Raw genomic sequence first — 23648 nt, 5'->3', positions numbered from 1 at the left:
ATGAAATGGTGGCAACGTATTTTAGCTAACACTTTAATTTTTCTTGCTTTAGCAGGCTTCTTAGACGGATTTATGATTTCGTCGTGGACAACTGCATTGCTGGCTGCAGTTGTTTTTGGGATACTAAATGTACTGGTTAAACCTATCCTTGTGATTTTATCTTTACCAATAACTATCCTGACATTAGGATTGTTCTATTTTATTATTAATGGTTTGATGCTATGGTTTACAGCCGCCTTGGTAATAGGGTTTGGATTTAGTTCATTTACTCTCGCGCTATTTGTAGCCTTAATCGTATCAGCATTAAATGCATTTTTAAACACTAATTAATTGAAAAGGTTTAATGTAGTCCGACTACATTAAACCTTTTTGTTTGTATGGGTATTGTTTTATTCTATTATGACATACTCAAATATGATATGATTAGAATATGTTTTTATCAATGATTAAAGGAGAAAATCAATGACTGTATCAGTAAAAATACACGAGTTAGTAGATGCGATGGATGATATTCGCGTTGTTGTTGGCGAAAATAACTTGGATAGAGCAATCACCATCAGTGATTTATCAAGACCCGCATTAGAACTCACTGGATATTTTAGTTTTTATCCTCAAGATAGAATACAATTACTAGGTAAAACAGAATTATCATTTGCTAAGAAAATGACAAGTGATGAACGTTATATTGTGATGAAACGAATGTGCCAAGCGGAAACGCCAGCTTTTTTGATTTCACGCAACATGGAACCGCCGAAAGAGCTCTTAAAAGCTGCTGAAGAAAAGGGCATACCTGTACTTCTCTCAAAACGATCTACTACGCGTTTGTCCTCAAATGTGACTAATTTTTTAGAAGAACGATTAGCCGAACGTATCTCCCAACACGGTGTGCTGGTTGATATTTATGGTATGGGTGTATTGATCATAGGAGATTCGGGTATAGGTAAGTCAGAAACAGCGTTAGAGCTTATCCAACGGGGTCATCGTTTAGTTGCAGATGACCGAGTGGAACTGTACATGATGGATGAAAGACGCATCATAGGAGAACCACCTGAAATCCTGAGAAATCTGATCGAAATCAGGGGTATTGGCGTAATCGATGTAGTGAACCTATTTGGTGTTGGTGCTATCCGTTTACAGAAAACGGTTGATCTAGTAATCAATTTAGAACACTGGGATCGTAATAAACAGTACGATCGCTTAGGTTACAATTTGGATAAAATGCGTATATTTAATGTCGATATTCCTAAACTTTCGATTCCTGTTCGAGTAGGACGAAATTTGTCAATAATCATAGAAATCGCGACGATGAACATCCGTGCCAAAGAAATGGGATATGACGCAACAAAAACTTTTGAGAATAATTTGAATAAATTAATCGAGAAAAATTCTCAAGAAAACTAGATGGAGGATCAAGAATGCAAATTATTATTGGCAACATTGACCCGATTGCTTTTAGACTAGGACCAGTAGAAGTCGCATGGTATGGTCTGATTATCGTTATTGGGATGTTTTTAGCTGTGTGGCTCAGTATGAGAGAGGCCAACAAAAGAGGTATAGGTGAAGATTTTATTGTTGACCTTGCTTTTTGGATCATACCAGCAGGTATTTTAGGCGCAAGAATGTATTACGTGTTGTTTGAATTACCGACCTACTTAGCGGATCCAATCCGTATGTTTTATTTCTGGGAAGGTGGTTTGGCAATTTATGGTGGGTTGATACTGGGATTTATAACACTGTATTGGTACAGCAAAAAAAACAATGTGCCTGTATGGCTGTTAGTAGATATTCTAGCACCGCATGTCATGATTGCTCAAGCAATAGGAAGATGGGGTAATTTTGTCAATCAGGAGGCTCATGGCGGGGAAGTTAGTCGTGGATTTTTGGAAAGACTTCAATTGCCTGAATTTATCATTGAACAGATGAATATCGGAGGGAATTATTATCATCCGACATTTTTGTATGAATCCGTATGGAATGTTATTGGTTTTGCCATTTTAATGGTGTTAAGAGCTAAAGATAACGTATTAATTAGAGGAGAAGTCTTTTTAGGATATATTGCCTGGTACGGTTTAGGCAGATTCTTTATTGAAGGCATGCGAACTGACAGCTTGTATATCGGTGGTTTGCGAGTTTCACAGCTGTTCTCATTAGTGTTAATTATTGCCGGTGTTGGATTGATCGTCTACAGAAGATTTTATGCTTATCCGAGACCGCCTAATTACACTGAAGGTGTTGAACCGGAAAAAACATTTCAGGAAAAAAAGAAGAAATATGATCAAAGAAAAAATTAAATGTATTGATTAAATCCTGTTATTTGAAGGAGTGATTAAAGTGGGAAGTGAAATTGCGGTCTTAGGTGCTGGCTCTTGGGGCAGTGCTTTAGCAAATGTTTTAGTTGAAAATGGTCATCACGTTAAATTATGGACCAGAGACGAAGCACAGCAAAATGAAATCAACACACAACATACTAATGCCCATTATTTACCAGAGTTCAAATTTTCAGATGTAATTATGGCAACGACTGATTTAAAAGAAGCTATTCGGGATGTCGAAGCCATTGTTTTCGTTATCCCAACAAACGGGATGCGAGAACTCTCACAGAAAGTCAATAAATTATTAGAGAGAAAAGTGACGATCATCCACGCTTCCAAGGGTCTTGAAAGACATACACATAAACGTATTTCGACGATTATTGAAGAGGAGCTTTCTTCAGAAAACATAAATGGTATTGTTGCTTTATCTGGACCCAGTCATGCTGAAGAGGTGATAAAACGCGATTTAACTACAATCACAGCGGCGTCAACTCATATAGATAGTGCACGCTTTGTTCAATCTTTGTTTATTAATGATTACTTCCGTGTCTATACGAATAAAGATATCATCGGAGTAGAAATCGGAGCAGCATTAAAAAACATTATCGCAATCGGGTCTGGAATTATTGCTGGACTTGGTTATGGGGATAACGCAAAAGCCGGGCTCGTCACGCGTGGCCTGGCTGAAATCAGCCGCTTAGGCATTGAGTTAGGAGCAGACCCCTTAACCTTTATGGGTCTCAGTGGTGTGGGCGATTTGATTGTGACGTGTACCAGTCCACATTCACGTAACTGGAGAGCCGGGTACCAATTAGGTAAAGGCGAAAAGATTGAATCGGTATTGGAGAATATGGGAATGGTTGTTGAGGGTGTTTCTACCACACAAGCTGCTTATGAATTAGCAAAAGAATATAAAATTGAGATGCCTATTACTGAAGCACTTTACGAAGTGCTATATAATAATGCTGAAGTTGAATATGCGATACTCAATCTGATGCAACGAGAAGGCAAAGCTGAATAGGGTAGCTTGTCTTATCATATTTTAAAGGAGTAGAGAAAAAGATGAAAAAAGTAAGAAAAGCTATTATTCCTGCTGCGGGATATGGTACCCGGTTTTTACCAGCAACAAAAGCAATGCCTAAAGAAATGATTCCAATTGTTGATAAACCAACGATTCAATTCATTGTCGAAGAAGCTATTGCATCCGGTATCGAAGATATTCTGATTATTACGGGTAAGCTAAAAAGACCAATTGAAGATCATTTTGATTCCAATCCGGAATTGGAAGAAAGCTTACGTAAAAAAGGAAAAGAAGAGTTGCTCGAACTTGTAGAAGAAACAACCGGACTCAATCTTTACTTTGTCAGACAACCGTATCCACTAGGACTGGGACATGCTGTATTGCAAGCGAAAGCTTTTGTTGGAGATGAACCTTTCGTGGTGATGCTGGGTGATGATATCATGGCTGATGAGGTTCCGTTAACTAAACAGTTGATCGAAGGGTATGAACGAACACATGCTTCCAATATTGCTGTCATGCGTGTTCCTCATGAAGAAACTTCAAATTATGGGATAATCGATCCCGAAGCAGAAGTGGAAGAAGGCTTATATAATGTCCGTAAGTTTGTTGAGAAGCCTAATCCAGAAGATGCTCCAAGTGACTTAGCTATCATCGGGCGTTACTTACTTGTGCCGGAAATTTTTGATATCTTGGAAAAACTCGAACCAGGTGTGGGTGGAGAAATCCAACTGACTGACGCCATTGATGTACTGAATAAAACGCAACGCGTCTTTGCAAAAGAGTTTAAAGGTGAACGTTACGATGTCGGAGACAAGTTCGGATTTTTAAAAACAACGATCCAGTATGGCCTGAAACATCCTCAGGTGAAAGATGATTTAAGACAATACATTTTAGACTTAAGCAAAGAACTCGAATCAGGAGCAGTAGATAATAGCATGGAACCAGAAGTACACGAGCTTGAGAACGTTAAAGAAAAAGATGAACAGTAAAAACTTAGTAGGTTAAATAGGAAGACCGATCAAGCTCCTTTTATAGTGAACAGGAAGAGTCAGATCTGTTTATTGTGAAAGGAGCTTTTGGTGCTTGACAAATGATGAAATTCTGGTAAAATGTATAAGGTAAAGAAGCTTACAAAAAGTAAGTAAAAAATGATTTAGTCAGTATGCAAATAAAATTAAACTTTGATGAATAATTTGATGCTAGTTGAGAGGAGCATGTTTGAATGGAAGACATAAAAACAATTTACGATGTTATTGTGATCGGTGCAGGTCCCGGAGGATTAACCGCTGGGTTATATGCATCTAGATCAAACTTAAAAACAATGATGTTAGAAAAAGGTATTCCTGGTGGCCAAATGAACAATACAGCTGAAATCGAGAACTATTCTGGATTTAAAAGTATTGTTGGACCCGACTTATCTATGAAAATGCTTGAGGGTGCAACGCAATTTGGTGCCGAACATGTTTATGGAGACGTGCAAGAAATAGTGGATAAAGAAACAGTAAAAGAAGTGATCACTTCAGATAAAACGTATTTAGCTAAAGCTGTCATTATTTCTACTGGCGCCGAACACAAAAGATTAGGTGTGAAGGGTGAAGCTGAATTTAATGGTCGTGGCGTTTCTTACTGTGCTGTATGTGATGGTGCATTTTTCAGAAACAAACACGTCGTGGTTGTGGGTGGTGGCGATGCAGCCGTTGAGGAAGGCGTATATCTTACTCAGTTTGCTGATAAAGTAACCATTATTCACAGAAGAGATAAGCTTCGAGCCCAAAAGATTTTACAAGATCGTGCGTTTAAAAACGAAAAAGTTGATTTCATCTGGGACTCTGTCGTTGAAGAGATTATTGGAGACGGGAAAGTTACCGGTGTAGAAGTTAAAAATGTGAAAAATGGAGAAACGTCCCTTATCGATGCGGATGGTGCCTTCATTTACGTTGGAATATTACCAAACTCAAACGAATTCCGTTCTTTATCTATTACCAATGAAGAAGGCTGGATTGAAACGGATGCCAATATGATGACCCAAGTTCCAGGGGTTTTTGCTATCGGAGACGTGAGAGATACTGTACTAAGACAGGTTGCGACAGCAGTTGGAGATGGCTCGGTAGCGGGAAATGCAGCCTACCAATATGTTGAAGAATTGAAAGAACAATTAGAAAAACATAATGTTTAAAAGTTACTCTGTTGAATAGAGGTTGAGACTCAGGTCTCAACCTCTATTTTTTTCGGCTTAATTAAAGCCTATCCAAAATAGTAAAGTAGAGGGTGACATTTAATCGATCGATGTAAGTTTTGATGTAAATACACTCCTAGGCTAAATTTGATAGTGAGCAACGTCGATGTTTAATGAATACCAAACGTTATTTATTAGACATGTATCCTTTTCTTATGCAAGAAGAGGATAAAAATGATACAATTAGACTAGATTAATTAAATTAACCAATATCTTACAGAGACGAGGGATTATTGTGGATTGGAAAAAAACATATCAAACATGGTTAAACCATTCAAGTTTGGATGCATCGTTGAAACAAGATTTAGAAAAAAATAAAAAAGATGAATCTGTACTTGAAGATGCCTTTTATGCATCACTTGAATTCGGTACTGCCGGGATGCGCGGAGTCATTGGTGCTGGAACGAACCGTATGAATATCTACACCGTTCGACAAGCAACAGAAGGGCTGGCACTCTTTATTGAGAAACAAGGAAATAAGATGATAGAACGAGGTGTAGTGATTGCCTACGATTCTCGTCATATGTCTAAAGAATTTGCCATAGAATCAGCACGAACTTTAGCTGCCCATGGTATAAAAGCCTACGTATTCGAAGAATTACGTCCCACACCAGAATTATCTTTTGCAGTAAGACATTTGAAAGCCGCTGCGGGTATTGTGATTACAGCGAGCCATAATCCACCAGAATATAATGGATATAAAGTATATGGTGAAGACGGTGGACAATTACCGCCTAAAGAAGCGGATGATTTAACTACTTATGTACGAAGTGTAACTGATATCCTCGCGATTGATGCACTGGATAGAGAACAAGCTGAAAAAGAGGGACTTTTAAAATTTATTGGTAAAGATGTGGACAGACATTATTTAGAAGCACTCAAAACAGTAACGATCGATCAAGATTTAATTGATAGACAAGGCAGAGAATTGAAAATTGTTTTCACGCCACTTCATGGGACCGGTCAAATGTTAGGTGAAAAAGCACTGAAGCAAATTGGGTTTAGAAATGTTTATTTCGTAGAGGAACAGTCAAAACCAGATCCAGATTTTACAACGGTTAAATCACCAAATCCTGAAGATCCAAAAGCATTTACTTTAGCCATTGAAAAGGGTATAGAAGTAGATGCCGATGTTCTGATTGCAACAGATCCGGATGCTGACCGCTTAGGATTGGCTGTGAAAACAGCTAAAGGACATTATGAAGTATTGTCAGGAAATCAAATTGCTGCACTAATGGTCGAATATATTTTTAAAGCACATTCGCTCAAAGAATCGTTACCAAAAAATAGTGTCATGCTTAAATCCATCGTTTCAAGTGAATTACCTACTGTGATCGCTGATAAATACGGGGTAGAGACTATAAACGTACTTACCGGATTTAAGTTTATTGCAGAAAAAATAAAACAATTTGAAGCAGATAATTCTAAAGTATTTATGTATGGATTTGAAGAAAGCTACGGCTATCTCATCCAGCCATTTGTTAGAGATAAGGATGCTATCCAGGCCTTAGTAATGGTGGCAGAAATGACTGCTTATTATAAAGAACAAGGGTACAGTTTATTTGATGCTATCCATGAACTTTATCATGAACATGGGCATTTTGAAGAAAAAACGATTTCAGTGAAAATGGATGGAATGGAAGGCACTGAAAAAATCAATGAAATCATGAAAAATCTTCGCTCACAGTCACCTTCAAGATTTGGTAATATTAAAGTAGTTAAATTTGAAGATTTCAAGGCACAAACATGTGTAACGGCTTCTTCTAAAGAAACGATTGATTTACCAAAAGCAAATGTTTTAAAATATACGCTTGCTGATTCTAGTTGGATCGCTGTTCGCCCCTCTGGTACTGAGCCTAAAATCAAGTTCTATATCTCAGCCTGTGACGAATCAGGGGTCGCAGTTAGAGAGAAATCAGAAGCATTTGAAGCCGATATACGTTCGATGATCGATTTTTAAGTATAGAGCAAAGAGTGTAATTAGGAAACCACACTGAAAAAAATGTAGAAAAAAAGATAAGATTAGAACAGTATTTTCCATTGCAACAACTGTTAGGTGGTTTGGATTAGAATCTATCCCTTTGCAGTTCACTGCTTTAACTCAATGCTGCGGTGTTTATGTGTTAATGGACAAGAACACATGTGAACAAGACGGAAAAATAGAAAACACCTATCAAGAATAATTGCTTGATAGGTGTTTCTTTTTAGTAAATAAATTTTAACGTAGACACTACAAATAAAATCTGGGTTTACATGTATGGGGTAGCAATGACACACCAGGGATGTTATAATCGTTTTGGAATAAAAAAAGCCTGACAACATTAGTTTTAATAGGAGTGAGTGTAATGAACGAAAAACTTGAACTCGTCATCATAACAGGTATGAGTGGTGCAGGCAAGACTGTTGCTATGCAAAGTTTTGAAGATATGGGATACTATTGTATCGATAATATGCCTCCAAATCTTTTACCGACTTTTTGGAAGTTAGTCCGAGAGTCTGGACAATTCAGTAAAATCGCCTTGGTAATGGATTTAAGAATGAATGATTTCTTCGAAGAAATCAATCAAGTACTAGAGAAAATTGATAACACCCCTCACATCACCACAAGGATTCTCTTTTTAGAGGCCACGAATGAAGAATTAGTTTCTCGTTACAAAGAAACGAGAAGGGCACATCCGTTAGCAAAAAATGAACGGACTATTGAAGGAATTAAAAAAGAGCGTGAATTACTCAACGATATCAAGAGGCGTGCACAATTAGTCATTGATACAACTCCTTTAACTCCAAGAGAATTAAGGGATACACTGATTAAGGAGTACAAAGAAAAAGAAAAAATAATGTTCCGTGTGGAAATTGTTTCTTTTGGGTTTAAGTATGGGACGCCAATTGATGCAGACATCGTTATGGATGTCCGCTTTTTACCTAACCCTCATTATATAGATGAACTAAGACCCCAAACAGGTTTGGATAAACCTGTTTACGATTATGTTATGCAACAAACAGAGACGGAAATGTTTTATAAAAAATTTGTTGATTTAATAGATTTCATGTTGCCAGGCTACAAAAAAGAAGGAAAGAGTAATGTTACAATTGCAATAGGCTGTACAGGTGGAAGACATCGTTCAGTTGCATTAGTTGAACGTATTGCGAAGCACATTAAAATAGATGGATATCATGTAAATATATCTCATCGTGATAAAGATAAAGTAAAGGAGTCCGTTGTGAGATCATGAAGCAGGAGACATTTATAAAGAGAAAACCAAAAATTGTAGTTATCGGTGGCGGGACTGGATTACCTGTTATCTTAAAAAGTTTAAAAGAGAAAGATGCTGATATTACAGCTGTTGTAACTGTCGCAGATGACGGTGGCAGTAGTGGTGCATTGCGTAGAAGTTTTAACGCTGTGCCACCTGGAGATCTGCGTAATGTACTAACAGCACTCTCTGAGATTCCAGAATTACAGCGTGAAATTTTTCAGTACCGTTTCAGTTCAGATGATCAAAGCTTATCAGGTCATACGATAGGGAATTTAATTATTTCTGCGATGGCTGACATGAGTGGCAATATCTATGATGCAATCCAATTGCTTGCTACAATGATGCATGTCAAAGGTCATGTCTACCCTGCTGCAGAGGAACCGCTGAATCTTCATGCGAAATATATGGATGGAAGCACGCAAACGGGGGAATCGCAAATTCCTAAAAAAGGTATGATGATCGATTATGTCTCAGTAACGTGTGTAGAGGAAACACGTCCTGTTCATGCGAGTAGAGAAGTTGTATCAGCTATAATGAATGCAGATATGGTCGTTCTAGGGCCAGGTAGCTTATTCACCAGTATCTTACCTAACATCATGATTCCCGATATTGGAAAAGCATTGGTGGAGACCGAAGGGAAAGTTGTTTACATTTCTAATATTATGACACAACTTGGCGAAACAGAAGGACTAAACGATGCAGACCATGTTAAAGTATTGCACAAACACTTAGGGAAGAAATTCGTGGATATTGCTATAACAAACATTGGTGATGTTCCGGAAGAATATATTGAACAAGAAAAAAACGAAGAATACCTTCTTCAAGTTGAACACGATTTTAAAGGTATGGCTGAAGAAGTTCCTATGATCATTTCCGACAACTTTTTGAAATTAACTAGTCGTGGCGTATACCATAATGGTGAGAAAGTAGCAGAAGAAATATTCAGAACAGCATTTAATAGTCAAAGAAAAATCAAAGATTACTTATAGAAGTGAAAGACTAGTCTTTCAGTTAAAGGGAAGTGAAAGTAATGTCATTTGCATTTGATGTGAAGAAAGAATTAACATTGTTAGAAGTTCATCCGGAACATGCAAAAGCCGAATTAGCAGCTTTAATTAGAATGAACGGAACGTTAAGTATTCTTGATCATGATTTTTTATTGAACGTTCAAACTGAAAATGCAGCTATCGCAAGAAGAATATATTCATTAATTAAAGATAATTTTGATGTAGAATCTGAATTGTTGGTTAGAAAAAAAATGAAATTGAAGAAAAACAATGTGTATATCGTAAGACTGAAGAGCGGATGCAAAGTTATCTTAAAGGAACTCGGTATAATGGATGGTATGTTATATCATGGTCATGTCCCGGACGAAATTAAAAATAACAAACAAAAAATTAAATCATATTTAAGAGGAGCCTTCTTAGCTGGAGGGTCTGTCAACAGTCCTGACACAAGTCGTTATCATTTAGAGATCCATTCGACTTACGAAGAACATAACAATGATATTTGTGAGATGATGCACGTTTTTGATCTGAGTGCACGCGTCCATGAACGACGAAATGGTTATATTGTCTACCTAAAAGAATCAGAGAAAATTGCTGATTTTCTATCTTTAATTGGGGCAACGGGTAGCATGTTTAAATTTGAGGATGTTCGGATCGTTCGAGATATGAGAAATTCAGTTAATCGATTAGTCAATTGCGAAAATGCTAACATGAATAAAACTGTTGATGCTGCTTCGAAACAAATCGAGAATATTCGTTTAATCGAACGTACAACTGGATTAGACACACTTCCTGAAAAGTTAAAAGAAATCGCATTAATGAGAGTGAATAATCCTGATGTGAGTTTAAAAGAATTGGGAGAATTATTGCCTAATGGTGGGGTATCTAAATCAGGAGTGAATCATCGATTAAGAAAAATAAATAAATTGGCAGAAGAAATTAAAGAAAAGAATCCAGCATAATACAACCCTCTCTTATTTGATAATTTGAGAGGGTATTTTTTATGCTGGATTTGTCACAATTTAACTTTTAAAGAAAAGCGAGAGGTTTTTTGTCGTTTCACAATTGAAATGGGATAATCACTTTTGGAAGAGTACATGTCATTTTCATTTAAGGACTGTTATTGATAATGATTGGGAAATGTTGTTCTAATACATGAGATATTAATGTTTTTTAATTATAGTAATTGTTATCTAACATTTCGTAATTAAGAATAATCAAAAAACGAAAAATAAATTTTCACAAACTTACATTTTGTAATTGAAACATTACAAATGAGAATTGTTTTCATTTGTAATATTTGGCCTTCCTGTTTTTCGTTAAACCTTGTATTATCTTTACTTTTAGTGTATATTTCGGTATTCTTTTAATAGACCTTGTGACAGAAAAACAACTATTATAACATGTGAAATTATTATTTTGTATATTTTACGTTACATAACAAATTAATTGACCGTTTTAAATAATTGAGGAGGAAAGGGAATGCGATTAAAGACAAAACGAAAAGGAATATATCCAAAACACAATAAATCGCGAACGCACAACAAGCCGATTGAACGCATCGATGCTCCCGCTATAATGGTATACCCAATGTCCATGCATATCGGAGCGCCTGCCAAACCAATTGTAGAAGTGGGATCAACTGTAAAAGTTGGGACACTTCTTGGTGAAGCGCAAGGATTTATTTCTGCAAATATTCATTCTTCAGTAAGTGGAGAGGTTATCTCTATTGAGGATCGCGAAGTAATTAGTGGGGTCATAACTTGTCTCATTGTTAAAAATGATGGGCAATACACCGAGGAACCGCCATATCCGGAAGCTGGCGAAGATGTTACTCCAGAATTAGTACCTGAATTAATAAGGCGTGCAGGTATTGCAGGCATGGGTGGAGCGACTTTCCCAACAGATGTAAAAATGAGACCATCTAAAGATGGGAAAATTGATACAATAATTTTGAATGGCGCAGAATGTGAACCATACTCAACCTCTGACTTCCGTACGATGGTCGAGTATGCAGGGGAAATCATTGAAGGTGTTCGTGTCATTGATGGCGTTTTTAATGTTGATAAAGTATACATTGGTATTGAAGACAACGCGACAGAAGCTGGCGATGTGCTTAGAGAGGCAGCAGCCGGTTATGATAAAATAGAGATTAAAGTTCTTGAATCAAAATATCCGCAAGGTTCTGAAAAACAGTTGATCGAAAACTGTACAGGACGTCAAGTCCCCTCTGGAGGACTTCCTGCGGATGTTGGTTGTATCGTTTCAAACGTTGGAACATTCCAAGCGATTTACCGTGCCGTTCGGCTAGGCAAACCTATGGTTGAACGTGTAACTACAATTACAGGGACACCTATTGTTGATCCGAAGAATTTACTTGTTCGTATTGGGACACCGATTGATGATCTTATTGATATTTGTGGTGGCTTCCAAGAAGCACCAAGAAAAGTTCTTCATGGTGGACCGATGATGGGTAAAACTATAAAAGATGGATCTATTCCGATTTCCAAAGGAACGACACACATTACGTTCTTAACTGCAGCTGAAGTTGATGAAGAAGAGCGCATTGATTGTATTCGTTGTTCTGAATGCTTAAATGTCTGTCCTGTAAGTTTACAACCTATTCTCATTAGTAATGCTTATGAACGTGGTGATATTGAAAAAGCGGAACAATTAGGAGCCATGGATTGTATCGAATGTGGTAACTGTTCGTTCATTTGTCCTTCGAAGATTCCTTTACTAGATAATATTAGAAAATCCAAAACTGCTATCAAGCAAAATAAGAAGGCGGTGTAGAGATGAGTAAAAATAAAACAAAAACCACCTTAGCAGATTATGATTTGGTCTTGGATGAATCACCTCATATTTTTGAGAAATGGTCGTCACAATGGATAATGTTACAAGTGATCATTGCTATGCTTCTTCCATTGGCAGCCGGTACTTATTTCTTTGGCTTACAGGTGCCATTTATCACAGGTGTTGCCGTTTTAACAAGTGTCATCAGTGAATATTTGTATGAACGACTCGTTAGAAAGCGTGTCACAATTACAGATCTATCCGCTGTCGTTACCGGGATGTTGATTGGTTTAAGTTTGCCAAATGGCGTGACCTGGTATGCTGCTGTTATCGTAAGTGTGATAGCTATTGTCTTTATTAAGATGATTCCTGGTGGTATTGGTAAAAACAGATTTAATCCTGCTATTGGCGGACGTATCATCTACTTGATGGCTCCTTGGATTGTCAATGCTTTCGTAGCCGGAGAGGATGTTTTAACGACCGCTAGTTCAGCAGAAGCGATTACAGGTGCTACAATTTGGGGTCCTGATTTAGTTTCTTCTGCAACACCACTTTACTACATTTCAAGTGGCGTTTCTGAAATACCCGAAGGCGCTCAAACACTCTGGAATTTGTTTCTAGGTAACCAAGGCGGATGGGGAGGATCACTCGGCGAAACGAGTTCTATAACCATTTTAATTGCCATGGCCTTCTTAATTATTAGAAGAGTTATTAATCCGAAAATTCCAGCCTTGTACATTGGAACTTTTGCATTGATCATGTTCGTCTATTCAGGATTTGACTTCCAGTTTGTGCTCTATCATTTGTTTAGTGGATCGCTACTCATAGGTGCAACCTTCTTTATCACTGATTATTCATCAGGTGGATTGACGTCGATGGGACGAAATATATTCCCAATTGGCGCTGCAATATTAACAGCAGCCTTTAGAATTTCTCTTTTCTCACCAGAAGGTGTCGGGTTCTCTATTTTAATTATGAATGCCATTATTCCTTTCGTGGATAAAGTGGTTATGCCTAGAATTTACGGACACACGAAACGTCCAAAGGTACATTTAGATTATGATCTTACAGAACCGTTAACCAAGCGTGATATTTTAACTGAAAAATAACCAACCGAGCGACAGAATGCATGCATTCTGTCGCTTTTTTATGTAGAATACTGTAATATAGAGTGAAAAAAGAGGTGACAAAAAATGAATAATAAAATAAATTCAATGTATTTTATCCTACTGACCAGTAGCTTGCTTTTTATAGGAGGATGCTCATCCGACGCTGCTGAGCCGTCTCCTTATGAAGAGGTAAATACACTGGAAAATGTAAAAATAGAACTTGAAAAGAATGAGTATGATCCAGAGGATGACACGTTCAGATTAAATACCGTGAATGAATCTGAAGATGATATCTCTTATGGAATAGCCTTTACATTAGAAAAAGAAGAAGACAACACGTGGTTTATGGTAGAACCTGATGAAGAGATGGCATTTATCCTTATTGCTCATATTTTGGGCCCGGGAGAAGAAGCTCAAGAGGAATTGAATATGGAATACTATGAACCTCTAGATACGGCAAAATACCGGGTAGTGCGTGAGATAGAAGGTGAAGTACTTACTGCCGAGTTTGAAGTGAACTAAAAAGGCGTGCAATAGTCTTGAATGTTGAAAAAGGTAACACCTTTTTTCATTCAAAAGACATTGCATGCCTTTTTTTAATTATCAAATGTGGTTTTAATGGTATTGATTTTCAAAATATTTTTATAAGTGCCAACTTTGGAAATATATTGCATCATATTAAAATTGACGGGCAGATGTAACGTATAGAGATCTTCACAAATAGTTGAGCCATCTTCAAAATAAGTAATCGAATGATCCGTTGATACAATAGTGATATTGTTTTCTTTGAAACTTTCATTTAGAAACCTCAAGGTCTCATCACGAGATTTATATTTTATCTCTAATTGTTTTGTCCGATCTATTTTAAATATGCTTTTCACTATTCGTAATACAATCAGCATAATAAAGGCACTCGATATGGCCATGAAATAATAACCCATCCCAACAGCTATTCCTAAACTGGCAACAGCCCATATAGAAGCCGCAGTTGTTAAACCGGAAACCGTCCGTTTGCTTACGATAATAGTTCCAGCACCCAAGAAGCCGATTCCATTAACAATTTGAGCTGTCAGACGGGTGATATCGGAAGATAAGACGTGGGATAATTCGGGATTGTTTCTCGCAAATTCTAACAGCCAGCTACTCGCTTCAAGCTGTGTCATGGTTAGGATAGCTGCCCCCAAACTGACCAGAGTATGTGTGCGGACGCCGGCATCTCGACCTTTTAATTCTCTCTCGTAACCGATGATCCCTCCCACAAATGCGGCTAATAATAAACGCATAAACATTTCCCACTGGCTGATAGACATGCTACCCCTCTTTTCCATATGGTTTAATCTTATTATCATAAATAAGTACATGAAATACAAGTCTTAAACTTTTGCCAAAGTTATATTTAAATACTTTCATCTTTTAATGAAATATTGTATACTGAAATTATTATAAATAAAATACCTTTTCATTGTGAAAACGTCACAATTTAGTTACATATGTAAATGAGTGAATTTAAAATTGAGTAAGTAGGAAGGATATGTTTTACATGAGTTTTTCGTTCATGGGTAAACACGGCGGGTCTCATCCGGAAGAAAACAAGTCGCGCACAAGTAATTTAGCGATAGAAGACGCTTCAGTACCAAAGATAATGGTGTTTCCTGTTTCAATGCATATCGGGGCGCCAGCCAAACCAGTAGTCGAAGTCGGAGACACTGTTAAAGCAGGACAATTAATTGCTGAAGCAGGAGGATTTGTGTCTGCGAATATTTATGCTTCGGTCTCTGGAGAAGTTATTGCGTTAGAAAAAAGACCGATCGTTGGTGGCGAAGCAGATTGTATTATAGTGAAAAACGACTATAACTATACAAAAGCAGAACCTCTTGTCGAACCTGGCAATTCTCAGAACATGTCTAAAGACGATATTCTGGGTACCGTTAGAAAAGCAGGAATAGCAGGAATGGGTGGAGCCACATTTCCAACGTCTGTTAAGTTAAGTCCACCACCTGGAATGACTGTTGATTCATTGATAATCAACGGTGCAGAATGTGAGCCTTATTCTACATCCGATCATCGAGTCATGGTCGAACATCCCGATGAAATTGTTAAAGGAATCAACCTATCAAGAAAACTGTTTCCATTGTTGAAACATATTTATATTGGAATTGAAGACAACAAACCAGATGCCATAAAAGCTCTAGAGAAAGCATCTGCTGATTATGATGACATCAGCGTTCGTCCACTTAAAACAATGTACCCACGAGGATCTGAAAAAAACTTGATCAAGAGTTTAACAGGGAGAGAAGTGCCACCAGGTGGTCTTCCGGCTGCAGTCCGTTGTGTCGTACTTAATACTTCGACAATCCGGTCTTGCTATAGGGCTTGTGAGTTTGGAGAGCCATTGATCGAGCGTGTTGTTTCTGTATCAGGAACACCGATCAAGAACCCAAAAAACTTGAGAGTTAAAATTGGAACACCCATGGATTCGCTCATCGAAGATTGTGGTGGATTCATAGAAGTGCCAGGAAAAATTTTAGGCGGGGGACCGTTTATGGGTAAGACAGTTTCTGATTTAGGAGTGCCTATAATCAAAGGAACAACAGCTATTACCGTTTTAACCCCTGAAGAAGCTAACATTGGCGACGAGCAGGATTGTATCATGTGTGCTGAATGTATCCATGTTTGTCCAGTCAGTTTGCAGCCAATTCTAATTAGTGATGCATTTGAAAGAGGAAATATAGAAAAAGCAAAAGAATTAGGTGCGATGGATTGTATTGAGTGTGGCAATTGTTCATTCATTTGTCCATCAAAAATTCCTCTTTTAGAAAATATCAGATCTGCGAAAGCAGCGATAAAACACCAGGAGGCGAAGTAAATTATGGCTCAAGCAGTTGATGTTAAAGGCAAATTACGTGTAGGACCTTCGCCTCACGTTCGAAGTAAACGAACATCGGCATGGGTAATGGATCAGGTCATTATTGCGATGGTTCCACCTGTCATTGCCGCAACTTACTTCTTTGGCTGGTGGGTATTAGGTATGGTCTTTATCGGGATCACTACTGCTGTAGCTTCAGAATTTATTTATCAGAAGTTAACCTATAAACCGATCAAGATTCATGATCATAGTGCAGCTGTTACAGGAATGTTGATTGCATTGAGTCTGCCCGTTACAGCACCAATATGGATGATCATGTTTGGGTCAGTTTTTGCAATTATTATTGTCAAACAATTTAACGGCGGTATCGGAAAGAACTACTTTAATCCAGCTGTAGCCGGAAGGGTTGCAACAAAAGCCTTCTTTACACCTTGGCTGGCCAATTGGGTATTGCCCGCTGGTTTGTTTGGAAGTGGTTATAGAGGAGTAGATGCTGTTTCGACAGCGACTCCATTAGAGTATATTGGTGACGGTGCACGAACTGTCGCCGAAGAAGTACCCGGATTGTTCGATCTGTTCATGGGCTTTAATCTAGGTGGTAATGTTGGGGAGACTTCTAAATTTGCAATTTTAATCGGAATGCTTTATTTGATTTTCAGAAGGGTCATCAATCCGAAAATTCCAATCCTTTATATACTCACTACAGTTGTAGTTATGGGATTATGGACTGGTTTTAACTTTGATTTCATGATGACGCATGCTCTAACTGGAACGTTGTTCTTTGGCGCTACTTATATGGCCACCGATTACAGTTCAGGCTCATTGACTCCTGAAGGAAAAACCGTGTTTGCCATCGGTTGTGGGGTATTAACCGCATTCTTTAGGATCACACTGGACCATCCAGGTGGGGTAGGTTATGCTATATTAATCATGAATGGGTTAGCACCATTTATTGATAATAAGTTGATGCCACGTATATACGGACATTCAAAGAGACCGCAAGTTAGCTTTAATCGTCAAAGTGAAAATGGCTAAAAATAAAAAAAGTGACCGAGGCAGTGGAAATCTCCATTGCCTCGGTCATTATTTTATTATAGGAGAGTATAAACAATACCGCCTGCTATACCAGTAATTAAAATGACTTGGATAGGGCTCGCTTTATATTTTCGCATCAGTAATATAGATATACTAAAGAAAATAACGGAAATCCAGTTGAATTCTGCCAGATCAAGTGGCCAATCACTATGGCCAAACATAGCAGTCAAGAAGATAGTCAAGCCGGCAGAAGCTATCAGTGCAACGACGGCCGGTCGCAATCCTTGAATAATGCCCTGCACCATAGTAATGTTTTTATATTTAAAGTAAAAATAGGCCAATATTTGAACGATTATTACTGAAGGGAGCGTCACACCAATAGTCGCGACAACGCCTCCCGATATTCCTGCAATCTGATTGCCCGCAAAGGTAGCTGCGTTGATAGCTATTGGTCCTGGAGTCATTTCAGAAAGCGTCAAAATATCTATGAATTGCTGATTGGTAATCCAACCTTGGACATGGATCAGTTCTTGTTCGATGAGGGGTAAAGCGGCATAACCTCCTCCAAAACTAAATAGTCCTATTTTGAAAAAACTAAGGAGTAATTCGATAAGAATCATTTGTTATCCTCCTTATGCTCACTATTTTTCATTTCCCAAACTGTTGTCATTGCACCTATGATACCTGAGAATAATAAGAGCCATAAAATATTAACTTGAAAAATAATTCCTGCAATCAATGCGGCAATCATAACAAAGACTGGAATTAGTTTCTTCTGGTCTACAACCCGTTTCCCCATATTATAGACGACATTCACGATTATTGCGGCAACACCGGCCTGCATTCCGAGCAAAACATTATTAACAATCGCGTTATCTCTTACAGCTAAATAAATATAAGCTAAGGCAGTCATAATAAATAAAGGAGGTATAATAGTACCCAATACAGTTACCATGGCACCAGGAACACCAGCCATTCGGTACCCAACTAATATAGACGTATTGACTGCGATTGGTCCGGGGGCGGATTGTCCCAATGCGATCAGGTCAAGCATTTCATCTTCATTGATCCACCCTAATTCATTTACAAATTTCTTTTCCATCAGTGGAACGATGACGTAACCTCCACCAAAAGTAAACATGCTTAAAAAGAATGTTGATTTAAAGAGTTCGATATATAAATCTTTCTTCTCCATTTGCTTCTCTCCTTTTTATCCTGTCTTTTATTATAGTAGAATAGTTGAGTGTTTAAAAGGAAAAGAAACAGTAAATACCATTTATGTGTTTTTTTATTCAATAACCGGTATAATAATATTTAGAAAGTGTTAGTTTGGAGGCGTCAAGATGATCAATATACTATTTTCTCTAGATGAAAATTATATCTATCCTTTAAAAGTGTTGATTCGATCGCTTGTAGAGAATCATCCGAATGAATCTTTTCGAATGTATTTGTTACATGCTGGAATAAGCGAGCAATCTTTAGAAGATTTACGTCGGTATATTGAGAGTGAGGGCGATAATGAACTGATCGCTATTTATAGTAAAAATCATTTTGAATCATCAGATAAAGTGGCCATCACGCGTTACTATGCTTTGGAAATGTATCTTTGGATGTTTGCCCCTTATATCTTACCGAATGATATAGATCGCATTTTATACCTCGACCCGGACATTGTTGCTATGAATGACATCAAACCCTTTTATAATAAATCCTTTCAGGGTAAATCCTTTATTGCGACGAATTATAAATATAAAACAAAATGGATCCAGCCTTTCAATAATCTACGTTTGAGAAACTTCGAATCCGATGATTATTTTAATTCCGGAGTGGTGTTGATGAATTTGGAAAAACTTCGAAAGGTAGGGGACGCAAATAAAATCGTCGAGGCAATAAGAGAAAACAAATCTGTGCTCATCTTACCTGATCAGGACATCTTCAACTTGGTTTACGTCAATGATATCTTGGAAGAAGATTGGCGTCTGTATAATATGGATCCTAGAGTATATGAAAAATTAAATATTCTTTTTCCTCACAAGTATAATCTCCAAATGATTGAAAAAGAAGTTGTGTTTATTCATTATTCCGGGAAACATAAGCCATGGAAAGAAAGAGAAAAATATAGGTACACACTAGGAAACTATTATTTTGACTTTGAACGAAGAGCTTACAACTTAGAGAATGAACAACCAATATTTAGAAAAGGGAGTAGAGTATGACTAAACATTATGATTATGATTATTTAGTAATTGGCGGGGGAAGTGGAGGGATCGCTTCTGCTAATCGTGCAGCCATGCATGGTGCGCGTGTCGCTTTAATTGAAGAAGATCAACTTGGAGGTACCTGCGTCAACTTAGGTTGTGTACCTAAAAAGGTGATGTGGTATGTCGCTGAAATGATGGAATCGATTCATTCTTACGCAAATGATTACGGTATCGAACTGGAACATGAACCTGTCTTCAATTATAAGAAAATGATGGATAATAGAGAAAAATACATCTCGTTTCTACATAAAGCTTATAAAAAAGGGCTGGATTCGAACGATATCACACTTATAAAAGGAAGAGCCACATTTATAGACGATTCAACTGTAGAAGTCGCCGGTCAGGAAATTTCAGCTAGTCATATTTTAATTGCTACTGGAGGGAAACCGAAACGTTTAAGTATCCCCGGTGGAGATTTAGGCATTGTTTCAGATGATGTGTTTCGTTTAGAAGAGTTACCGGAAAGTATTGCTGTAATTGGTGGAGGGTACATTGGCGTTGAAATGAGTGGGATATTTAATGCTTTAGGCGTAGAGACTCATTTATTCGTTCGAAAACCGGCCCCTTTATATAATTTCGACTCTATAATATGCGAGGGATTCCAGGCTATCTCAGAAAGTGAAGGGCGTCATATTCATGTGAATAAAACGGTGGTTAGGGTCGAACAGAAAGATCCCAAGACCCTCTGTGTACATTTTGAAGATGGAACGACACATGAAGCAGAACAAGTTTTATGGGCGACAGGCAGAGTGCCTAACACTAAAGGCTTAAATCTAGAAGCTGCTGGAGTAAATCTTTATCCGGGTGGATACGTTGAAGTGGATCGTTTCCAGAACACAACAGGAGATAATATCTATTCAGTGGGCGATGTGACAGGGAGAGCGGAATTGACACCTGTAGCGATTGCTGCTGGAAGACATTTATCTGAACGGGTTTTCAATGGTAAGAAGGATGAGTACCTTGATTATAATAATATTCCGACAGTTATATTTACGCATCCACCTATTGGAACAATTGGTATGACTGAAGAACAAGTGAGAGATGAATACCCTGAAGAAGCCATTAAAATTTATAAAACGGAGTTTGCGTCGATGCATAGCTCGATTACGGATAATAGACAAAAAATGTATATGAAACTTGTTTGTGTTGGGAGAAATGAAAAAGTAGTCGGGTTACACGGTATAGGCAAAGGAATGGATGAATTGCTCCAAGGTTTCGCTGTGGCGATGCAAATGGGAGCGACTAAAAAAGATTTTGACCGCACAATCGCTATTCATCCAACGGCTGCTGAGGAATTTGTGACGATGAAGTGATTGTACGTGTTTAATGGGTTTGGAACCCTTTCCAACTCTTTTAATGTTCGTTTTATGGTCAAATGCGAACGATGAAGATGGAATTTCTTTCGATTCTACGTTTTTATATTGCTTTTTCACGTGAGATGTACTATGATTAATCTATCTTAATAAGCGTTATCTAATATAATTTAGCGATATGGGCTATAGTTTCTACCAATCCCCTTAAAGGATTGACTATTAGATTAAACAATAAGTATTGTTTATGATGTAGTTGATTAAAGACGGGAAACCGTCTTTTTTTTCATTTACATGTTAATAACCCAGTTATCTTTATTGGATAACCCTTAATAGTGACTCTGTGCGAATGGAGAAAAAATACGAAAGAGGGTTTTATCTTTGTTAGAAAAATTCTTTCATTTGAAAGAGAACAACACTACAGTAGGAACAGAAGTTGCAGCCGGATTAACGACATTTTTTGCTATGTCTTATATCATTTTTGTGAATCCACAAATACTATCGTTAACAGGGATGCCAACTCAGGCTGTATTTTTGGCAACTGTTTTATCAGCAGCTGTAGGTACACTTATTATGGCTTTATATGCTAACGTACCATATGCACAAGCGCCAGGAATGGGCTTGAATGCATTCTTCACGTACACCGTTGTTTTTGCACTGGGTTTCACATGGCAGGAAGCTTTATTCATGGTCTTCTTAACGGGTATCGTAGGAATTATAATTACAGTAACCTCAATTAGAAAAATGATCATTCATGCAATACCAGAATCACTGCAACATGCCATCGGCGGGGGTATTGGCGTGTTTATTGCTTATATCGGACTCAAAAATGCGCAATTATTATCATTCACATCAGAAGGACAATCGATTTTATCTATAAATAACGAGCCGTATACTGCAGGGATGGAAATTAACGGGGCCATCAATACAGTCGTGACCGGTGGCGGTATTATTCCAGATATGGGAAGTTTTACTAATCCATACGCAATACTCGCATTGATAGGTTTAATTGTAACTATTATTTTAATGGTCGCTAAAGTTAAAGGCGCTATTTTGATCGGGATTTTGTTCACTACAATCATTGGTATTCCAATGGGCGTCACCGACTTATCCGGATTAAGTAATCCAGCAAATTCATTAGCAGCAGCTTTTGGGGAGTTAGGAACGACATTTGGAGCAGCGTTTGGATCAGAGGGACTAGGTTCATTATTAGCTGATCCTTCACGTTATGCTATTATACTCATCACTATCTTTGCTTTCACATTGACTGACGTCTTCGATACGATTGGTACCTTTATTGGTACGGGGAGAAAATCAGGTATCTTTACACTGGACGATGAAAAAGCAATGGATAAAGGCAATGGCCTGAATACTAAGATGGAAAAAGCACTGCTTGCGGACACGATTGCTACGTCTGTCGGAGCGGTATTAGGTACTTCGCCCGTCACTACATTTGTTGAAAGTGCCGCTGGCATTGGTGCCGGTGGACGTACAGGTTTGACGAGTTTGACAACAGGGACACTGTTTTTATTAACAGCTTTCTTCTCACCGGTTATGTCAGTTGTTCCAGGTGCCGCTACCGCACCTGCACTAATCGTTGTGGGTATTCTAATGATGTCAGCATTCTCAGAAATCGATTGGAATAATCTGGAAGAAGCGGTTCCTGCCTTTTTCGCATCAATATTCATGGGATTCTCTTATAGTATTTCTTATGGTATTGCCGCCGGTTTCTTGTTCTACATCATTACCAAAGTGGTTAAAGGTAAAGTACGTGTTATTCACCCAGTATTATGGGCGACCACAGCTTTATTCATTTTCAACTTTGTTGTACTTGGATTAATCTAAAAGAAGAAAAACCAAACGAGTGGATGCCTATGAGGGTATCCGCTCGTTTTTTATAGAGTATGAGAAAATATGGAATTTTAAACAAGTCAATATCTTAACTGCAAATAAGATTGCGGTTTTGTAAAGAACAATCTTGTCTCATGTGTTTATATATTTGAAAGTGGCGTACTTAAATAGCAGGTTCGACACTTAGAAATAGAAATGACTACTGTAAGTGTCGAAGTGGGAGTTGTTCGGTAGTTACAAGCAATAATCACTATTCAAACTACCGAAGTTAGGGCAGGTTCGACACTTAGAAATAGAAATGACTACTGTAAGTGTCGAAGTGGGAGTTGTTCGGTAGTTACAAGCAATAATCACTATTCAAACTACCGAAGTTAGGGCAGGTTCGACACTTAGAAATAGAAATGACTACTGTAAGTGTCGAAGTGGGAGCTGTTCGGTAGTTACAGGCGATAATCACTATTCAAACTACCGAAGTTGAGTCAAATTCGACACTTTGAAGCTTTGAAAGCAAACGTACCTACCGAATAAATGATAAACAAAGTGAACAACCCGAAGAATCAGTAGAAAAACTGATTCTCCGGGTTGTT

The 23648-nt window shown here is 37.9% G+C and carries 21 protein-coding genes and 1 riboswitch; of the genes, 18 read left to right on the top strand and 3 right to left on the bottom strand.

The window, feature by feature from the left end:
* From ACO1PF_RS03565 to ACO1PF_RS03505, 13 genes are all read left to right on the top strand, one after another.
* Positions 1 to 330, top strand: coding sequence for a phage holin family protein (locus ACO1PF_RS03565; protein ID WP_423189985.1), 330 nt, complete (start codon positions 1 to 3; stop codon positions 328 to 330).
* Between the two features lie 132 nt (positions 331 to 462).
* Positions 463 to 1401 (top strand): HPr(Ser) kinase/phosphatase, encoded by a 939-nt coding sequence (gene hprK / locus ACO1PF_RS03560; RefSeq protein ID WP_423189984.1) that lies wholly within the window; start codon positions 463 to 465, stop codon positions 1399 to 1401.
* 14 nt (positions 1402 to 1415) lie between these two features.
* The gene (lgt, locus tag ACO1PF_RS03555; protein ID WP_423189983.1) at positions 1416 to 2291 is read left to right on the top strand and encodes a prolipoprotein diacylglyceryl transferase; all 876 of its coding nucleotides are present in this window, start codon (positions 1416 to 1418) and stop codon (positions 2289 to 2291) included.
* A 40-nt stretch (positions 2292 to 2331) separates the two neighbouring features.
* Positions 2332 to 3333, top strand: coding sequence for an NAD(P)H-dependent glycerol-3-phosphate dehydrogenase (locus tag ACO1PF_RS03550; protein ID WP_423189982.1), 1002 nt, complete (start codon positions 2332 to 2334; stop codon positions 3331 to 3333).
* Between the two features lie 41 nt (positions 3334 to 3374).
* Positions 3375 to 4322 (top strand): UTP--glucose-1-phosphate uridylyltransferase GalU, encoded by a 948-nt coding sequence (galU, locus tag ACO1PF_RS03545; RefSeq protein ID WP_423189981.1) that lies wholly within the window; start codon positions 3375 to 3377, stop codon positions 4320 to 4322.
* 233 nt (positions 4323 to 4555) lie between these two features.
* On the top strand, positions 4556 to 5509 hold the full coding sequence (gene trxB, locus ACO1PF_RS03540; RefSeq protein WP_423189980.1) for a thioredoxin-disulfide reductase: 954 nt from the start codon (positions 4556 to 4558) through the stop codon (positions 5507 to 5509).
* Positions 5510 to 5804: 295 nt separating this feature from the next.
* Positions 5805 to 7529, top strand: a complete 1725-nt coding sequence (locus tag ACO1PF_RS03535; RefSeq protein WP_423189979.1) for a phospho-sugar mutase — start codon at positions 5805 to 5807, stop codon at positions 7527 to 7529.
* A gap of 385 nt (positions 7530 to 7914) precedes the next feature.
* On the top strand, positions 7915 to 8802 hold the full coding sequence (gene rapZ / locus ACO1PF_RS03530; protein WP_423189978.1) for an RNase adapter RapZ: 888 nt from the start codon (positions 7915 to 7917) through the stop codon (positions 8800 to 8802).
* The gene (locus tag ACO1PF_RS03525; RefSeq protein ID WP_423189977.1) at positions 8799 to 9815 is read left to right on the top strand and encodes a gluconeogenesis factor YvcK family protein; all 1017 of its coding nucleotides are present in this window, start codon (positions 8799 to 8801) and stop codon (positions 9813 to 9815) included. Before rapZ ends, ACO1PF_RS03525 begins: the two co-directional genes overlap by 4 nt.
* A 41-nt stretch (positions 9816 to 9856) precedes the next feature.
* The gene (gene whiA / locus ACO1PF_RS03520; protein WP_423189976.1) at positions 9857 to 10795 is read left to right on the top strand and encodes a DNA-binding protein WhiA; all 939 of its coding nucleotides are present in this window, start codon (positions 9857 to 9859) and stop codon (positions 10793 to 10795) included.
* Positions 10796 to 11315: 520 nt separating this feature from the next.
* Positions 11316 to 12629 carry an electron transport complex subunit RsxC gene (gene rsxC / locus ACO1PF_RS03515; RefSeq protein ID WP_423189975.1) on the top strand — a complete coding sequence of 438 codons (1314 nt, stop codon included), beginning with the start codon at positions 11316 to 11318 and terminating at the stop codon, positions 12627 to 12629.
* A 2-nt stretch (positions 12630 to 12631) separates the two neighbouring features.
* Positions 12632 to 13738, top strand: a complete 1107-nt coding sequence (locus ACO1PF_RS03510) for an RnfABCDGE type electron transport complex subunit D (RefSeq protein WP_423189974.1) — start codon at positions 12632 to 12634, stop codon at positions 13736 to 13738.
* An 84-nt stretch (positions 13739 to 13822) separates the two neighbouring features.
* Positions 13823 to 14260 carry an immunoglobulin-like domain-containing protein gene (locus tag ACO1PF_RS03505; RefSeq protein WP_423189973.1) on the top strand — a complete coding sequence of 146 codons (438 nt, stop codon included), beginning with the start codon at positions 13823 to 13825 and terminating at the stop codon, positions 14258 to 14260.
* A gap of 74 nt (positions 14261 to 14334) precedes the next feature.
* On the opposite strand, the gene ACO1PF_RS03500 is transcribed toward ACO1PF_RS03505, so the two are convergent.
* Positions 14335 to 15048 (bottom strand): MgtC/SapB family protein, encoded by a 714-nt coding sequence (locus tag ACO1PF_RS03500; protein ID WP_423189972.1) that lies wholly within the window; start codon positions 15046 to 15048, stop codon positions 14335 to 14337.
* Positions 15049 to 15269: 221 nt separating this feature from the next.
* Between ACO1PF_RS03500 and rsxC (ACO1PF_RS03495) the strand changes: the two genes are divergently transcribed.
* Positions 15270 to 16604 carry an electron transport complex subunit RsxC gene (rsxC, locus tag ACO1PF_RS03495; RefSeq protein WP_423189971.1) on the top strand — a complete coding sequence of 445 codons (1335 nt, stop codon included), beginning with the start codon at positions 15270 to 15272 and terminating at the stop codon, positions 16602 to 16604.
* A 3-nt stretch (positions 16605 to 16607) separates the two neighbouring features.
* A complete protein-coding gene (locus ACO1PF_RS03490) occupies positions 16608 to 17639 on the top strand; it encodes an RnfABCDGE type electron transport complex subunit D (RefSeq protein ID WP_423189970.1) in 1032 nt (343 codons plus the stop codon).
* 56 nt (positions 17640 to 17695) lie between these two features.
* Here ACO1PF_RS03490 and ACO1PF_RS03485 read toward each other — a convergent pair whose 3' ends face one another.
* Together ACO1PF_RS03485 and ACO1PF_RS03480 are read right to left on the bottom strand one after the other, a co-directional pair.
* Positions 17696 to 18259, bottom strand: a complete 564-nt coding sequence (locus ACO1PF_RS03485; RefSeq protein WP_423189969.1) for a chromate transporter — start codon at positions 18257 to 18259, stop codon at positions 17696 to 17698.
* Positions 18256 to 18834 (bottom strand): chromate transporter, encoded by a 579-nt coding sequence (locus tag ACO1PF_RS03480; protein WP_423189968.1) that lies wholly within the window; start codon positions 18832 to 18834, stop codon positions 18256 to 18258. The genes ACO1PF_RS03485 and ACO1PF_RS03480 overlap by 4 nt, the downstream gene beginning before the upstream one ends.
* 148 nt (positions 18835 to 18982) lie before the next feature.
* Here ACO1PF_RS03480 and ACO1PF_RS03475 point away from each other — a divergent pair, with 148 nt between their 5' ends.
* From ACO1PF_RS03475 to ACO1PF_RS03465, 3 genes are all read left to right on the top strand, one after another.
* Entirely contained in the window at positions 18983 to 19855 is an 873-nt protein-coding gene (locus tag ACO1PF_RS03475; protein WP_423189967.1) for a glycosyltransferase family 8 protein, read from the top strand.
* The gene (gene gor, locus ACO1PF_RS03470; protein WP_423189966.1) at positions 19852 to 21213 is read left to right on the top strand and encodes a glutathione-disulfide reductase; all 1362 of its coding nucleotides are present in this window, start codon (positions 19852 to 19854) and stop codon (positions 21211 to 21213) included. Before ACO1PF_RS03475 ends, gor begins: the two co-directional genes overlap by 4 nt.
* A gap of 141 nt (positions 21214 to 21354) precedes the next feature.
* A riboswitch (purine riboswitch) is annotated at positions 21355 to 21452 on the top strand.
* A 139-nt stretch (positions 21453 to 21591) separates the two neighbouring features.
* Positions 21592 to 23055: an NCS2 family permease gene (locus ACO1PF_RS03465; protein WP_423189965.1), complete on the top strand. Its 1464-nt coding sequence runs from the start codon at positions 21592 to 21594 to the stop codon at positions 23053 to 23055.
* The last annotated feature ends 593 nt before the right edge of the window (positions 23056 to 23648 follow it).

Origin of the sequence: Alkalibacterium sp. f15 (genome assembly GCF_049389645.1) — a bacterium.
Classification (GTDB): Bacteria; Bacillota; Bacilli; order Lactobacillales; family Carnobacteriaceae_A; genus Alkalibacterium.
Note: the sequence above shows the minus strand (reverse complement) of the source record. Positions and strands in the feature narration are given on the sequence as shown.